The organism is Massilia sp. CFBP9026 (assembly GCF_034045165.1).
Taxonomy (GTDB): domain Bacteria; phylum Pseudomonadota; class Gammaproteobacteria; order Burkholderiales; family Burkholderiaceae_D; genus Telluria; species Telluria arenae.
Map to the genome: position 1 here is coordinate 156,373 of NZ_JAXCWH010000011.1, position 16,729 is coordinate 173,101.

At 63.4% G+C, this 16,729-nt stretch carries 9 protein-coding genes, 3 tRNA genes and 3 rRNA genes; 8 read left to right on the top strand and 7 right to left on the bottom strand.

Annotated features, from left to right (window positions below; translation table 11 throughout):
• Window positions 1-32 precede the first annotated feature (32 nt).
• The 8 genes from SOM28_RS23240 to SOM28_RS23275 all read left to right on the top strand — a co-directional run bounded on the left by SOM28_RS23240 (window position 33) and on the right by SOM28_RS23275 (window position 10,936).
• A complete protein-coding gene (locus tag SOM28_RS23240; RefSeq protein WP_320469585.1) occupies window positions 33-548 on the top strand; it encodes a hypothetical protein in 516 nt (171 codons plus the stop codon).
• A gap of 110 nt (window positions 549-658) precedes the next feature.
• Window positions 659-1,417, top strand: coding sequence for a 3-hydroxyacyl-CoA dehydrogenase (locus SOM28_RS23245; protein ID WP_320469586.1), 759 nt, complete (start codon window positions 659-661; stop codon window positions 1,415-1,417).
• A gap of 49 nt (window positions 1,418-1,466) precedes the next feature.
• A complete protein-coding gene (ggt, locus tag SOM28_RS23250; protein ID WP_320469587.1) occupies window positions 1,467-3,302 on the top strand; it encodes a gamma-glutamyltransferase in 1,836 nt (611 codons plus the stop codon).
• A gap of 175 nt (window positions 3,303-3,477) precedes the next feature.
• Complete coding sequence (locus SOM28_RS23255; RefSeq protein ID WP_320469588.1) at window positions 3,478-7,767, top strand: hybrid sensor histidine kinase/response regulator; 4,290 nt, start codon at window positions 3,478-3,480, stop codon at window positions 7,765-7,767.
• 40 nt (window positions 7,768-7,807) lie between these two features.
• Window positions 7,808-8,500, top strand: a complete 693-nt coding sequence (locus SOM28_RS23260) for a response regulator (protein ID WP_320469589.1) — start codon at window positions 7,808-7,810, stop codon at window positions 8,498-8,500.
• 144 nt (window positions 8,501-8,644) lie between these two features.
• Entirely contained in the window at window positions 8,645-10,273 is a 1,629-nt protein-coding gene (locus SOM28_RS23265) for an AMP-binding protein (RefSeq protein WP_320469590.1), read from the top strand.
• An 8-nt stretch (window positions 10,274-10,281) separates the two neighbouring features.
• Complete coding sequence (locus tag SOM28_RS23270; RefSeq protein WP_123070856.1) at window positions 10,282-10,800, top strand: MarR family winged helix-turn-helix transcriptional regulator; 519 nt, start codon at window positions 10,282-10,284, stop codon at window positions 10,798-10,800.
• Between the two features lie 61 nt (window positions 10,801-10,861).
• Window positions 10,862-10,936, top strand: a tRNA-Arg gene (locus tag SOM28_RS23275).
• Window positions 10,937-11,024: 88 nt separating this feature from the next.
• On the opposite strand, the gene SOM28_RS23280 is transcribed toward SOM28_RS23275, so the two are convergent.
• From SOM28_RS23280 to SOM28_RS23310, 7 genes are all read right to left on the bottom strand, one after another.
• A complete protein-coding gene (locus tag SOM28_RS23280; RefSeq protein WP_320469591.1) occupies window positions 11,025-12,164 on the bottom strand; it encodes an RNA-guided endonuclease InsQ/TnpB family protein in 1,140 nt (379 codons plus the stop codon).
• Complete coding sequence (locus SOM28_RS23285) at window positions 12,155-12,565, bottom strand: recombinase family protein (protein ID WP_414675204.1); 411 nt, start codon at window positions 12,563-12,565, stop codon at window positions 12,155-12,157. Before SOM28_RS23285 ends, SOM28_RS23280 begins: the two co-directional genes overlap by 10 nt.
• 362 nt (window positions 12,566-12,927) lie before the next feature.
• Window positions 12,928-13,040, bottom strand: a 5S ribosomal RNA gene (gene rrf / locus SOM28_RS23290).
• Window positions 13,041-13,192: 152 nt separating this feature from the next.
• Window positions 13,193-16,066 (bottom strand): 23S ribosomal RNA (locus SOM28_RS23295).
• A gap of 237 nt (window positions 16,067-16,303) precedes the next feature.
• Window positions 16,304-16,379: transfer RNA gene (locus SOM28_RS23300), tRNA-Ala, on the bottom strand.
• A gap of 18 nt (window positions 16,380-16,397) precedes the next feature.
• Window positions 16,398-16,474 (bottom strand) — tRNA-Ile (locus SOM28_RS23305).
• An 80-nt stretch (window positions 16,475-16,554) separates the two neighbouring features.
• Window positions 16,555-16,729 (bottom strand): 16S ribosomal RNA (locus SOM28_RS23310); the annotation flags it as partial.

Here is a 16,729-nt window from a genome sequence, read left to right on the forward strand (position 1 = left end):
ATCGATCGATTAAAAACGGAGAGAGGTCTATCATGTACAAGTCGAAAGCCATTCTTGCCGTCCTGCTCGCAGCCACTGCGATCGGCGCCGGCGCCCAGACCACCGGCACCACCCAGGGCCAACCGGCCACCGGCGCGACCTATCGACCATCGCTCGATGGTCAGCAGACCTCGACCCCGGCGCCGACGATCGACATGCGTCCCATGACCGAGGCTGAGAAATCGACCGGGCGCCAGGAACCATCGCGCCTGAAGGACATCGATCCCGCCACCCACCCGGAGCCGCAGAACGTGCGTCCGCAGCCGTCGCCGATGCCGCGTCCGCAGGACAGCCAGGCGGTGCCGCCGAGCGCGCGCATCACGCCGACACCGACATCGACCGTTGTGCCGGCCCCGGTCGGCCCGACCTCGCGTCCGGTCAGCGCCTGCACCGGCGCCACCTGCACCGACTCCAGCGGCGCCACCACGGCCGGCCAGGTCGGCAATGCCAGCGTCAACAGCGAAGGCCGCCTGTGCAACCGCACCGGCAACACGATGCAATGCTTCTGAAAGCCTGAGCGGCGACATGGTGGTTTCGTATAAAAGTTCGCTACAATACTGATTGACGTTAACGTAAACGTTAATAGGCAGCACCAGAACTTTTACAAAGGGACATCACCATGCACATCCAGAACAACGTCTTCATCGTCACCGGCGGCGCCTCGGGCCTGGGCGCGGCCACCGCGCGCATGCTGGCGGAGGGCGGCGCGAAAGTCGTGATCGCCGACGTCCAGGAAGAGGCCGGCCGCGCGCTGGCGGCTGAACTTGGCGGCCAGTTCGTCCGCTGCGACGTCACCCAGGAAGCGGACGGCAAGGCCGCCGTCGACGCCGCCGTGGCGCTGGGTACCCTGCGCGGCCTGGTCAACTGCGCCGGCGTGGCGCCGGCCGTCAAGACCGTCGGCAAGGACGGTCCGCACCCGCTGGACGTGTTCCAGCGCGCCGTGAACATCAACCTGGTGGGCACCTTCAATATGGCGCGCCTGGCGGCCGAGGCCATGGGCAAGACCGAAGAAGCCGAACACGGCGAGCGCGGCATCATCATCAACACCGCCTCGGTCGCGGCCTACGACGGCCAGATGGGGCAAGCCGCTTATGGCTCATCGAAGGCGGCCGTGGCCGGCCTGACCCTGCCGATGGCGCGCGACCTGGCGCGCAACGGCATCCGCGTGATGACCATCGCGCCGGGCATCTTCGAGACCCCGATGCTGATGAATATGCCGCAAGAGGTGCGCGATTCGCTGGGCAAGATGGTGCCGTTCCCGCCGCGCCTGGGCATGCCGAAGGAATATGCCCACCTGGCCAAGGCCATCATCGAGAACGTGATGCTCAACGGCGAGACGATCCGCCTGGACGGCGCGATTCGCATGCAGCCGAAGTAAAATTCTTGTCCTGAAAGCAAGCCGGCGTGACATGAGGTAGCATGTCCCGATGTCGGGCGCGTTGCCGCTGTCGTGCGGCGGCGCGCCCGTTTGCTTTTGGGAGAATCGTTTGAAACAACTTAGCACGCTTGCACTCGGCCTGGTCCTGGCCGGAGTCCTTACCCATCCCGTCCTGGCCCAGGATTCACTGCAGGCCGCGCCCGAAGCGGCCAGCGGCTATGCCGAAAAAACCGGCTGGCCGGCGCAGAAATACATGGTGGCCGCGGCCAATCCGCTGGCGGTGGACGCCGGCTACCAGATCCTGCGCCGCGGCGGCAGCGCGATCGACGCGGCGATCGCCACCCAGCTGGTGCTGACCCTGGTCGAGCCGCAATCGTCGGGCATCGGCGGCGGCGCCTTCATGGTCCACTACGACGGCAAGACTACCCAGGCCTTCGACGGCCGCGAGACCGCGCCGTCCAGGGCCGACGAGCACCTGTTCGAACGCCCGGACGGCACGCCGCTGTCGCGCACCGAAGGCGTGGTCGGCGGCCGCTCGGTCGGCGCCCCGGGCGTGCTGCGCATGCTCGAACTGGCCCACCGCCAGCATGGCAAGCTGCCCTGGAAGGCCTTGTTCGAGCCGGCGATCCGGCTGTCGGAGCAGGGCTTCGCGGTCAGCCCGCGCATGCACAAGATGCTGGCCGGAGAGACCCACCTGCGCAAGGATCCGGTGGCCGTGGCTTACTTCTACGACAAGAATGGCCAGGCGTGGCCGGTAGGCCATGTGCTGAAGAACCCGGCGCTGGCCAGGACGCTGCGCGAGATCGCCGACGGCGGCGCCGACGTGTTCTATACCGGCCGCATCGCGCGCGACATCGCGGAAAAAGTCGCGCGGCACCCGACCAATCCCGGCCTGTTGACGGCCAAGGACATCGCCGACTACCGGCCCAAGGTGCGCACGCCCGTGTGCAGCGATTATCGCCAGTACACCGTGTGCGGCATGCCGCCGCCGTCGTCGGGCGGGATCGCCGTGGCCCAGATGCTGGGCATGTTCGAGACCTTCGACATGAAGGCGCTGACGCCAAAAGACGGCGTGCCGGGAGCCGAAGCCGTGCACGTGTTCTCCGAAGTGGGACGCCTGGCCTACGCCGACCGCAACCGCTACGCGGCCGACGCCGACTTCGTGCCGCTGCCGGGCCGCGGCATCCCGAGCCTGATCGATAAGGGCTACCTGAAACAGCGCGCCGGCCTGGTTGGCGCCCGTTCGATGGGCGAGGCCAGGGCCGGCACGCCGCCGGGCATGGGAGTCGCCTGGGGCACGGACAATGCCATCGAGACCCCGTCGACCTCGCACCTGTCGGTGGTCGACGCCGAGGGCCGCGGCCTGGCGATGACGACCACCATCGAAGACGCCTTCGGTTCGCGCCAGATGGTCGACGGCTTCATGCTCAACAACCAGCTGACCGATTTTTCGTTCAGCGCGCGTGACGCCGACGGCCCGGTGGCGAACCGGGTCGAAGCCAATAAACGGCCGCGCAGCGCCATGTCGCCGACCATCGTGTTCGAGAAGGATAGCGGCAAGCTGGTGCTCACCGTCGGCTCGCCGGGCGGCCCGGCGATCATCAACTATGTGGCCAAGGTGCTGGTCGGGACGCTGGACTGGGGCCTGAACGTGCAGCAGGCGATCGCGCTGCCCAATTTCGGCAGCCGCAACGGTCCTACCGAGCTGGAACGTGGACGCTTCCCGCAAGCCACGCAAGACCTGCTGCGCGCGCGCGGCCATGCGATCCGGGTAAGCGACCAGACCTCTGGCCTGCACGGCATCGAGCGGATCCGGGTGCATGGGGTGCCGATGTGGTTCGGCGGCGCCGACCCGCGCCGCGAAGGTATTGCCAAAGGAGACTGAAGTGGGACGGGGAAGCGACAAATCAAGACAATTTGTCGCGATTCCCGCCCCATATTTGCCTCAAGACAATCAGAGTTTGCTACTCTGTCGCCGTGGATAGCAAACAGAAAACCGGATCGATCCTGACGGGGGCGGGAAGGCGCGTCGCCGATGCGCGCGCCGGAGTTCGCACCTCATGACCATGCTGCGCCGGTTCTTCTTCGTCTCCCTGACGGCACTCTTTTCGCTGCTCATGCTGGCGGCAGCGGCGCCGCTGCGCGCGGCCGCGCCCGAGCCGACCCTGCGCTTCGAGCACCTGTCGGTGCAACAGGGCCTGGCCCAGGAATCGGTCCTGTCGATCGTCCAGGACCGCGACGGCTTCATGTGGTTCGGCACCCAGTCCGGCCTGTCGCGCTACGACGGCAACCGCTTCGTGCACTACCGCAGCGAGGTCGGCAACCCGCGCAGCCTGTCCAGCAACTGGGTGCGGGTGCTGCACCTGGACCGCCACGGCCGCATGTGGCTGGGCACCGACGGCGGACTGAATCGCTACGATCCGGCCACCCGCAGCTTTACCCTGTACGCGCCGCACGAGCCGACCCGGCGCGGCACCGGCAATCGCCAGATCAAGGCCATGATCGGCGACGGCCAGGACGGGCTGTGGATCGGCACCGCCGACGGCCTGCAGCATTTCGATCTCGAGACCGGCAAGTTCACGGTCTGGCACCACGTGTCCAACGACGAGCGCACGCTACGCGACGACGGTATCCTGGCGCTGGCGCTCGACGCCGACAAGCGGCTGTGGATCGGCACCTCGGCCGGCCTGGACAGCCTGGCCCCCGACCGCCGGACGATCGAGCACCACCCGTCGACGCTGGACCAGCGTTCGCGGCCGGTGCACGCGCTGCTGGTCGATGCCGGCCAGCGGCTCTGGATCGGCCGCTTCGGCGGGCTGGAGCGGCGCGAGCTGCGCGGTCCGGAGGCAGGGAAGCTGCGCCGCTTCGGGCCCGCCGACGGCATCGGAGAATCGTGGATCACCACGCTGTACCAGGATCCCGATGCCACCGTCTGGGTCGGCACCCACGACGACGGCCTGCTGCGCTGGCGCGCCGGGGGCGAGCGCTTCGACGCTTTCCGCAACGTCGTGACCGACCGCCACAGCCTGGTCGACAACTACGTCTCGGCCCTGTACCGCGACCGGGTCGGCACCTTCTGGGCCGGCACCTGGTATGGCGGCGTTTCGCGCGTGGACCTGGGCAGCGGCGGCTTCGCGCGCCTCAATGCGCGGCCGGGCGTGGAAAATTCACTGGCCGACAACAAGGTACGCGCGCTGCTGGAAGACGGGCAGCGGCTGTGGGTCGGCTCGGCCACCGCCTTGCATCACTTCGATCCGCGTACCGGCAAGGCCGAGGTATTCCGATACCGCAAGGACGACCCCAACAGCCTGATCGACGTGCCGGCGGCGGCCATCGTGCGCGATGGCGCCGGCCTGCTGTGGATCGGCAGCCGCTCCGGCATCACCTCCTTCGATCGGGCCACGCGCCGCTTCCAGCGCCAGGTGCTGCCGGGCGACGCCGACGCCAACAACGTGCGCTCGATGCTGCTCGACCGCGCCGGCGCCATCTGGATCACGACCCGCGGCGGCATGCACCGGCTCGACCCGGTCACGCGCGCCGTCACCAGCTACCGCCACGATCCATCGAAATTCACCAGCCTGTCGGACGACATCGCGCGGCCGATGCTCGAAGACCGGCACGGCCGCTTCTGGGTCGGCACCTTCGCCGGCCTCGACCTGCTCGACCGCGCCAGCGGCAGGTTCCGCCACTTCAGGCACGATCCCTACGACCCCAACAGCATCAGCCACGACGAGGTGCACCACCTGATGGAAGACAGCCGCGGCGACATCTGGATCGGCACCGCGGTGGGCCTGAACCGGATGGTGACGGGACGCGACGGCGCGCTCAGCTTCACCCGCTACACCACGCAAGACGGCCTGGTCGACGATTCGGTGGCGGCGATCGTGGAAGACCAGGATGGCCGCATCTGGGCCAGCACCTCGAGCGGCATCTCGAGCTTCGACCCGGCCAGCGGTCGCTGGCGCAGCTACACTGCGGCCGACGGCATCACCGAGGGCGCCTTCTTCGACGCCTCGGTGCTGCGCACCGCCGATGGGACCCTGTATTTCGGCGGCTTCAACGGCATCACCGCCTTCGACCCGCGCGCGATCCGCGACAACCGCATCGCGCCGCGCCCCGTGATCACCGGCCTGCAGATCTACAACCGGCCCGTCGAGCAGGCCTTCCCCGGCCTGTTGCCGGGACCGATCGAGAACGCCAGCGCCGTGACCCTGCCGGCCGACGCCGCCGTGCTGACCCTCGAATTCGCCGCGCTGCACTTCGCCGCACCCGAGCGCAACAAGTTCGCCTACCGGCTCGATGGCTTCGACAAGGGCTGGGTGAATGCCGGCGCCGACCAGCGCTTCGCCACCTACACCAACCTCGATCCCGGGACCTATGTGTTCCGGGTGCGCGCGGCCAACAAGGACGACGTCTGGAGCGAGGACGTGGCGGCGCTGGCGCTGACCATCGAGCCGCCGCCGTGGGGCACGCCGTGGGCCCGGATCGGCATGATCCTGGCGGTGTGCAGCGCCATCTACGTGGGCCTGCGCGTGCGGCTGTCCAGCCTGCGCCGCCACAAGGAGCGGCTGGAACACCAGGTGAGCGCGCGCACCGAGCAGGTGGAGCAGCAGAACCGCATGCTCGAGCAGCAGACGCAGGAATTGCGCGAGCAGGAGCGGCGCGGACGCCACCAGAGCAACGAACTGGCGCGCGCCTACCGCGCGCTGCAGGAGAACGAGGAAGTCCTGCGCCAGGCCAAGGAGCGCGCGGAGGACGCGACGCGCCAGAAGTCCGAGTTCCTGGCCAATATGAGCCACGAGATGCGCACCCCGCTGGCCGGCGTGATCGGCATGCTGGGCTTCGCGCTGCGCGACGCGGCGCTGAGGGACAACACCCGCGAGCAGATCCTGCGCGGCCAGGCCAATGCCGAGGCGCTGCTGGCGATCATCAACGACCTGCTCGACTTCTCGAAGATCGAGGCCGGCAAGCTGACCGTCGAGCGCATCGACTTCGACCTGCACGAGAAGATGAACAATGTGGCCAGCCTGTTCCAGGAGCAGGCCGCGGGCCACAGCCTGGATTTCTCGGTCCAGGTCGACGACGACGTGCCGCGCTTTTTGGTAGGCGACCCGACCCGCGTGCGCCAGGTGCTGGTGAACCTGATCGGGAATGCCTTCAAGTTCACCCGGTCGGGCAGCGTGACGGTGCAGGTCGAATGCCGGCCGGACGACCAGGACCGCCCGCCGGGCATGCACATGATCCGCTTCACGGTGCGCGACACCGGCATCGGCATCCCGGCCGATGCGCTGCCGCGCCTGTTCCAGAAGTTCGAGCAGGCCGACACCACCACCACGCGCCGCTACGGCGGCACCGGCCTGGGACTGGCGATTTGCCGCCAGCTGGTGGAGCTGATGGGGGGCACCATCGGCGTCAACAGCCAGGAAGGCAAGGGCAGCGTGTTCAGCGTGCTGCTGCCGCTGCCGGACGGCGTCGAGCCGGCCCGCGTGGAGCTCGCGCCGCGCGCGCCGCACAGCCATCGCCTGCGCATCCTGTGCGCCGAGGACTTCCCCACCAACCAGATCATCGCGCGCCTGATGGTCGAGGAGATGGGCCACGAGATCGACATCGTCGACAATGGCCTGGAAGCGGTGACTGCCTGCGCCCGCCGGCGCTACGACCTGGTGCTGATGGATGGCCGCATGCCCGAGATGGACGGCGCCAGCGCCACCCGCCTGATCCGCGCCGGCGGGCCGCAGGATGCGCCAGTGATCGATCCGCACCTGATGATCGTGGCGCTCACCGCCAACGCCACCGACGAGGACCGCACGCGCTACCTGGCCTGCGGCATGGACGCCTTCCTGACCAAGCCGATCGACGAGGCGGCGCTGCACGCCCAGCTGGCGCGCGCGATCGAGCGCCAGCTGCAGCGCGGCGTGGCGCTCGACCCGATGCCGGCGCAAGGGACGCAGGACAGCCGTGCGCAGGCGATGGCGGCGCTGGACGCGATGTTCGAGGTGACCTTCGACGAACCGGCGGCCGTGCGCAAGGCGGAAGCGGCGGCGCCTGCTGAACCGGCGGCGGCCGCGCATGGGCATGGGGAGGCGCTGGCGGTGCGCCTGCGCGCCGCCTTCTGCGCCGACCTGCCGCGCCGCCGCCGCGAGCTGTCGGCGGCCGTCGCATCGGACGACCTGGACGCCGCCGGGCGCATCCTGCACGGCCTGCGCGGCAGCGCCGGCCACCTGGCGGAGCCAGGCCTGGAGATGCTGTGCGGCGAACTGGAAGCGGCGGCCGACGCCGGCGACCATGCGCGCCTGCGCGCCGGCCTGCCGCAGCTGCATGCGCTGCTCGATGTCTTCGCGCCGCGCTGATGCCTATAATGCAGGTCTTGACCGATCAGGCGGAGAGCGAATGAAGGTGCTGGTAGTGGACGACGACATCGTGGCGCGCATGATGCTGATGCATCTGGTCGACAGCTGCGGCAACCATGCGATCCTGGAAGCGGAAGACGGCGCCGACGCCTGGCGCCAGCTGGAGGCCGGCCTGCGGCCCGACATTGTGTTCTGCGACCTGCGCATGCCGCACCTGTCGGGCCTGGAGCTGCTGCAGCGGCTGCGCGCGGATGCCGCGACGGCCGCGCTGCCCTTCGTGCTGGTCTCGGCCGCGTCCGACGCCGCGACGCTGGACGAAGCGGCGGCCCTGGGCGCCAGCGGCTACATCGTCAAGCCGTTCCGCCAGGAAGACGTGCGCAGCCAGTTCGAGCGCCTGTTTCCTGCAAAGAGCGAAGAAGTACCCCCTGACGAGGCGCCGCACGAGGTCGCGCGCCGGCTCGGCATCGATGGGGCGCGCCTGCGCCTGTATCTCGACGGACTGGCGCGCCAGCTGCAGGCGGCCATGCACGAGCCGCCACCCGGCGACGAGGGCATGGGGGCGCGCCTGAACCGCCTGCGCGAAGGCTGCAAGACGCTGGGCCTGTACGGCGCCGCCGCGGCGCTGGCGCAAGCGGCCGCAGCCCCGCAGTCGGCACCGCAGGAAGTGGCGGCGGCGCTGGCCAGCGCCAGCGCCGCGGTGGCGCGCCAGGCCGAGCGCGCGGCGCGTGGCTGAGCGGGTAGGGGCATTCCTTGCGAGCGGGCGCAAGCCGGCCTCACGAATCCGCTTGCCGATGGATTGCTTTAGATTTAAAGTATCCGTGGATTGTTGCCTGAGCGCTTATTCTCGTCGCCTTGTTTCACGCAGCCGGGACTCTTCATGAACGACGCCACCTTCGCAACCCTGTCCCCGTCCGGCCACACGGATGGCTTTGCCCGCGCCAGCCTGCCGCCGCCGCACGCCTGGCCCGAATTCCGCTTCGACCTGCCCGAACTGCATTACCCGCCGCGCCTGAACTGCGTCGCCGCACTGCTCGACGGCGCCGTCAAGCTCGGCTGGGGCGGGCGCACGGCGCTGATCGGCGCGCGCGAGCGCCTGAGCTATGCCGAGCTCCTGGCGCGGGTCGACCGCATCGCCCACGTGCTGCGCCACGACCTGGGCCTGGCCACCGGCAACCGGGTGCTGGTGCGCGGCGCCAACTGCCCGACGATGGCGGCCTGCATCCTGGGCGTGATCAAGGCCGGCTGCATCGCGGTGCCGACCATGCCGCTGCTGCGCGCGCGCGAACTGGACGCCATCGCCGACAAGGCGCGCATCAACGCGGTGCTGTGCGCCGGCGGCCTGGTGGGCGAGGTCGAGGCGCTGGGCCTGGCCGTGCCGGTGCTGGTGTTCGACGCCCCGGTCGCCGATTGCCTCGAACAGCGCATGGCGCGCCACGATGCGCCGTTCGCGGCGGCCGACACGGCGGCCGACGACGTCTGCCTGATCAGCTTCACCTCGGGCACCACCGGCGTGCCGAAAGGGACCATGCACTTCCACCGCGACGTGCTGGCGATCTGCGACTGCTTCCCGCGCCACGTCCTGCGCGCCCGCGCCGACGACGTCTTCATCGGCACGCCGCCGCTGGCCTTCACCTTCGGCCTGGGCGGGCTGCTGCTGTTCCCGCTGCGGGTGGGGGCGGCCGGGGTGCTGATCGAGAAGCTCTCGCCCGAAGCCCTGCTGGGCGCGATCGCGGAACACCGCGCCACGGTGTGCTTCACGGCGCCGACCTTTTACCGGCAGATGGCGGCGCAGGCAGGACGGTTCAGTCTCGATAGCCTGCGCGCCAGCGTGTCGGCCGGCGAGGCGCTGCCGGTGGCGACGCGCGAGGCCTGGCAGGCGGCGACCGGGCTGGCCATGATCGACGGCATTGGCGCGACCGAGCTGCTGCACATCTTCATCGCGAGCGCGGACGGCGACGTCCGCCCCGGCGCCACCGGCAAGCCGGTGCCGGGCTACCAGGCCTGCATCCTCGATGCCCAGGGCCGGCGCGTGGGGCCCGGCGTGATCGGCCGGCTGGCGGTGAAGGGGCCGACCGGCTGCCGCTACCTGGCCGACGAGCGCCAGCACGACTATGTCCAGGATGGCTGGAACCTGACCGGCGACGCCTACGAGATGGACGACGACGGCTATTTTTACTACCGTTCGCGTACCGACGACATGATCATCTCGGCCGGCTACAACATCGCCGGCGCCGAGGTGGAAGAAGCGCTGCTGCACCATCCGGCGGTGGCCGAATGCGCGGTGGTGGGGCGGAGCGACCCCGAGCGCGGGCAGGTGGTCGAGGCCCACGTCGTGTTGCGCGGCAGCCACGTGGGCACCGAAGAATTGGCGCACGAGCTGCAGGAATTCGTGAAGGGTCAGATTGCTCCGTATAAATACCCGCGCGCAATTCTATTCAAGGAACAACTGCCGCGCACCGAAACCGGTAAACTGCAGCGGTTTAAATTACGCACTGAAGCGGTTTGAGGAATTGCATGGATGACGACAGGCGCAAAGAGGTTGCCGACGATGGTACGGCCGACCTGGACCTGGAAAGCCGCCTGACGGACGAACATCACCAGTCGCTGCGGCTGTGGCTGCGCATGCTGTCGTGCACGACGCGGATCGAGAACGAGATCCGCAGCCGCCTGCGCACCACCTTCGGGATCACCTTGCCGCGCTTCGACCTGATGGCGCAGCTGGAGCGGCATCCGGACGGCCTGCGCATGGGCGAGCTGTCCCGGCGCATGATGGTCACCGGTGGCAATGTCACCGGGATTACCGACCAGCTGGAGCGCGAGGAACTGGTAATGCGGGTGCAGGATGCGAAGGATCGGCGGGCGTCGGCGGTCAAGCTGACGGAGGCGGGACGAAAGGCGTTTGCCGAGATGGCGGCGGTGCATGAACGCTGGATCGAGGAGATGCTGGCGGACGTGCCGGGAGAGGACAAGGCTCAGATGATTGCCTTGTTGTCGACCATGAAACGCAAGCTGCGGGTGGAGGACGGCGAATAGCTGACTGTTGCGTTGCCGAACTGACAGACCATGGCAACCGCTGGTACAATTCGCGTCGCGTGTCGCCATCGTACAATGGATAGTACGGGGTCCTCCTAAGACTCAAATGCAGGTTCGATTCCTGCTGGCGATACCATCCCTGTTCCTTCAAACTTGCGCAAAGTTCTTCATAGTTAACTTTGCTGTTGAATTCCTGCTTCACCGGGGCCGGTTTCACCTCGCACTTAACGCGCGAGGCCAGCGCCTGCCCCTCCACAGGCCGATGCGGTGGAACTCACCGCCATGTTTTTCAGGTTGATTGCCGCATTGACGTCCCTGTCGTGCAGTGAGCCACAGTCAGGACAACGCCAATGGCGCACCGTCAGTGGAAGCACATCGATCCGGTAGCCACAGCACGAGCATGTCTTGCTGCTCGGGTACCAGCGATCCACCACGATGACCTGACCGCCGCGTTGCGTCGCCTTGTATTGCAGCTGGCGGCGCAGCTCACCAAATCCCATGTCAGCGATCGCCCGGGCCAGGCAATGATTTGAGAGCATGCCCTTTACGTTCAGGTCTTCGATACCGATGGTGTGGAAATGGCGGGTGATATAGGTGCTCAACTGATGCAGGCCATTGCGCCTCAGATCGGCGATCCTGGCATATAGCCGGGCAAGCTTGGTTTTCGCCTTTGCACGATTGCGCGATCCTTTGACTTTGCGTGAAACCTCGCGCGCCAGGCGTTGCAGACGGGCGAGCCGTGTGCGCAACGCTTTCGGCCCGTTAAACACTTCACTGGTCGACAGTGTGGCCAGCGCCGAGACACCGAGGTCGACTCCGACCGCGCCTTGGGTTTCGGCTGGCGGTTGAAGCTGATCCTTGATGTCAACGGTGATGCTCGCATACCAGTGATCGGCAATCCGGCTGATCGAAGCCGAGACGATGCGCCCGAAGAAACGCAGGGATTCGTGCATGCGGACCCATCCCAGTATTGGAATGTGGATGCGCTTCTCCTCGACCCAGAACTGGTCATTGCTTAGTGTAAATCGATCGTCACGGCCCTTGCGGCGAAAGGTGGGATAGCGGGCACGCCCTTTGAAGAAATTCTCGAATGCTCGCCCCAACTGCATGATCGCCATCTGCGGTGCGTTCTTGGTCACTTCTAGCATCCAGGGGAATTGCTTGCGCTTGATCGCGTTGAGCTGGCGCCGCAATGCCGCCTCATTTGGCTTGTCCACCGCCGGGTCGACCTTGCTTGCCTCGTACTGCCGCCTCCACTCGACCAAAGCCCAGTTGTAGGCGAAACGTGCAGTGCCAGCGGCACGCGCCAGGTACGTCGCCTGGACGTTATTCGGATCGAGTCGGATGCGATGGGCTAGGTACATTGCGACTCCTTGACTGCTGCACGCACGCCATCGATCAGCTTCTGGTTGCGGCTTCCATAGAGACGGGCCGAGACGACGGTGATGATCTCGAGCACATCGCTGGCTAGCTCTTCTTCGAAATTGGTGTCTTCGCCCTGGTTGATGATGACTACTTCGACCTGTCTTGTCTGGCACAGGGCGAATATCAGCTCCGCGCCAAAACGCAGCAGTCGATCCTTGTGCGTCAAGACCAGGCGTCCCACCTCATCTTCGACAATCCCGTCGAGCAAACGTTTCAAGCCTTTCTTGCGATAGTTCATGCCCGACCCCCACCATTCCTGGAACGCGTCGCTGTGGTATGACGATGGCAAGTTATCGGCCAGGGTGGCGGTGCAGTTCGTGGCCGAGAAGTTCAGTTGCATATCGGGGTGTAATTCGACCGCTATCAACAATTATCCGGCGCAGGGGCTGACTACTGTTCGGAATCCGGTCTATGCGCCTGGGGCGCCCAGCTTCCGACTGGGGACGCGGTACATCGATGCGAAAATCGGGTATCGGGTCAATGAGAATATCGAATTGTTCCTCGAGGGGCGGAATCTTGGACGGATTCATACGGGGACGACGACCGGGGGATTTGCGCAGTTTGCGGATGGGACGCCGAATGTGTACACCGATGCGTATGCGGGGGCGACGTATATGGCGGGGGTGAATTTCAGGTTCGAGTAAGGCGCTGCAAAGCAAAAAACCCCACCAGGATCACCTGGTGGGGTTTTTCTTATAACTAGCCTGACGATAACCTACTTTCACACTGGTTGCAGCACTATCATCGGCGCAAAGTCGTTTCACGGTCCTGTTCGGGATGGGAAGGGGTGGGACCGACTTGCTATGGTCATCAGGCATGACTTGTACGAATGGCGTTGCTTGAACGCGTGGACGGGAAACCCGTCCACCCTACGAAGTAGGCACTCTGAATCTGGAAGAAGTAATGTTGGGTTGTAGCTTGTATTCAAGCGAGTTGTACTCGTCACAACCTTGACTACCAAGGTTATAGGGACAAGCCTTACGGGCAATTAGTATCAGTTAGCTTAATGCATTACTGCACTTCCACACCTGACCTATCAACGTCCTGGTCTCGAACGACCCTTCAAGGAGCTCAAGGCTCCGGGAAATCTCATCTCAAGGCAAGTTTCCCGCTTAGATGCTTTCAGCGGTTATCTCTTCCGAACTTAGCTACCCGGCAATGCCACTGGCGTGACAACCGGTACACCAGAGGTTCGTCCACTCCGGTCCTCTCGTACTAGGAGCAGCCCCCTTCAAATTTCCAACGCCCACGGCAGATAGGGACCAAACTGTCTCACGACGTTTTAAACCCAGCTCACGTACCACTTTAAATGGCGAACAGCCATACCCTTGGGACCGGCTACAGCCCCAGGATGTGATGAGCCGACATCGAGGTGCCAAACTCCCCCGTCGATATGAACTCTTGGGAGGAATCAGCCTGTTATCCCCAGAGTACCTTTTATCCGTTGAGCGATGGCCCTTCCATACAGAACCACCGGATCACTATGTCCTACTTTCGTACCTGCTCGACTTGTCGGTCTCGCAGTTAAGCACGCTTATGCCATTGCACTATTAGCACGATGTCCGACCGTACCTAGCGTACCTTCGAACTCCTCCGTTACACTTTAGGAGGAGACCGCCCCAGTCAAACTGCCTACCATGCACTGTCCCCGATCCGGATAACGGACCAAGGTTAGAACCTCAAATGAACCAGGGTGGTATTTCAAGGATGGCTCCATAGAGACTGGCGTCCCTACTTCAAAGCCTCCCACCTATCCTACACAGATTGATTCAAAGTCCAATGCAAAGCTACAGTAAAGGTTCATGGGGTCTTTCCGTCTAGCCGCGGGTAGATTGCATCATCACAAACATTTCAACTTCGCTGAGTCTCGGGAGGAGACAGTGTGGCCATCGTTACGCCATTCGTGCAGGTCGGAACTTACCCGACAAGGAATTTCGCTACCTTAGGACCGTTATAGTTACGGCCGCCGTTTACTGGGACTTCAATCAAGAGCTTGCACCCCATCATTTAATCTTCCAGCACCGGGCAGGCGTCACACCCTATACGTCCACTTTCGTGTTTGCAGAGTGCTGTGTTTTTATTAAACAGTCGCAGCCACCATTTTATTGCAACCCGTTCATCCTTCCACAGTAAAGTGGTCAAACTACTAGGGCGTACCTTATCCCGAAGTTACGGTACCAATTTGCCGAGTTCCTTCTCCCGAGTTCTCTCAAGCGCCTTAGAATACTCATCTCGCCCACCTGTGTCGGTTTGCGGTACGGTCTCGTATGACTGAAGCTTAGAGGCTTTTCTTGGAACCACTTCCGATTGCTTCATCGCACATGGCGACTCGTCTCGACCCCTTGAATTACGTGCCCGGATTTGCCTAAGCACCTTCTATGAGTCAAAAACTAGCTATTCCAACAGCTAGACAACCTTCCGCGATCCGTCCCCCCATCGCATCATACGACGGTGCAGGAATATTAACCTGCTTCCCATCAGCTACGCATCTCTGCCTCGCCTTAGGGGCCGACTCACCCTGCTCCGATGAACGTTGAACAGGAAACCTTGGGCTTACGGCGTGCGGGCTTTTCACCCGCATTATCGCTACTCATGTCAGCATTCGCACTTCTGATACCTCCAGCATCCTTTACAAGACACCTTCGCAGGCTTACAGAACGCTCTCCTACCATATCCTTACGGATATCCGCAGCTTCGGTGACTGGCTTAGCCCCGTTACATCTTCCGCGCAGGACGACTCGATCAGTGAGCTATTACGCTTTCTTTAAATGGTGGCTGCTTCTAAGCCAACATCCTGACTGTTTTAGCCTTCCCACTTCGTTTTCCACTTAGCCAATCTTTGGGACCTTAGCTGGCGGTCTGGGTTGTTTCCCTCTTGACACCGGACGTTAGCACCCGATGTCTGTCTCCCAAGCTCGCACTCATCGGTATTCGGAGTTTGCAATGGGTTGGTAAGTCGCAATGACCCCCTAGCCATAACAGTGCTCTACCCCCGATGGTGATACTTGAGGCACTACCTAAATAGTTTTCGGAGAGAACCAGCTATTTCCAAGTTTGTTTAGCCTTTCACCCCTACCCACAGCTCATCCCCTAATTTTTCAACATTAGTGGGTTCGGACCTCCAGGGCGTGTTACCGCACCTTCATCCTGGCCATGGGTAGATCACTTGGTTTCGGGTCTACACCCAGCGACTGTCGCCCTATTCGGACTCGATTTCTCTACGGCTCCCCTATTCGGTTAACCTTGCCACTGAATGTAAGTCGCTGACCCATTATACAAAAGGTACGCAGTCACCCCACGAAGAGGCTCCTACTGTTTGTATGCACACGGTTTCAGGATCTATTTCACTCCCCTCCCGGGGTTCTTTTCGCCTTTCCCTCACGGTACTGGTTCACTATCGGTCGATTACGAGTATTTAGCCTTGGAGGATGGTCCCCCCATGTTCAGACAGGATTTCTCGTGTCCCGCCCTACTTGTCGTATGCTTAGTACCACCGGTCTGATTTCGTGTACGGGGCTATCACCCACTATGGCGCTCATTTCCAAAAGCTTCCACTATCAGTCCGACTATCACATACAGGCTCATCCCATTTCGCTCGCCACTACTTTGGGAATCTCGGTTGATTTCTTTTCCTGCAGCTACTTAGATGTTTCAGTTCGCCGCGTTCGCTTTGCATACCTATGTATTCAGTATGCAATGACCTAAAAGGCCGGGTTTCCCCATTCGGAAATCTGCGGATCAAAGCTCGTTTGCTAGCTCCCCGCAGCTTATCGCAAGCTACTACGTCCTTCATCGCCTGTAATCGCCAAGGCATCCACCATGTGCACTTATTCACTTGTCCCTATAACGTTGGCCTCTGCATGAGTTACAGAGATCGTCACAGGATTCAAGAGTACAACTATGTTTGCTTGATACAAATTACTACTACCCTAAGTGTGCATCACATTTCGTTTCCGACATGCGCTACACGCTTAAAAAAACTTTACTTCTTCCAGATTGTTAAAGAACGAAAAAACAGTGATCTCGAAAAGATCAAATCTAAATCTGCCCAACTGCAGGTGACTTACATTTGAACTTTTGGTGGAGGATGACGGGATCGAACCGACGACCCCCTGCTTGCAAAGCAGGTGCTCTCCCAGCTGAGCTAATCCCCCATTTGAGGTCATGCTGATTGGTAGGGCTGGTTGGACTCGAACCAACGACCCCCGCGTTATCAACACGGTGCTCTAACCAGCTGAGCTACAGCCCCGATAAAACTGTTCTTTACATTCAACAGTCGATAAGCGTGGACGCTTGATGATGGGTCGTTAAACCCCAGTGCTACTCTAGAAAGGAGGTGATCCAGCCGCACCTTCCGATACGGCTACCTTGTTACGACTTCACCCCAGTCACGAATCCTACCGTGGTAAGCGCCCTCCTTACGGTTAAGCTACCTACTTCTGGTAAAACCCGCTCCCATGGTGTGACGGGCGGTGTGTACAAGACCCGGGAACGTATTCACCGC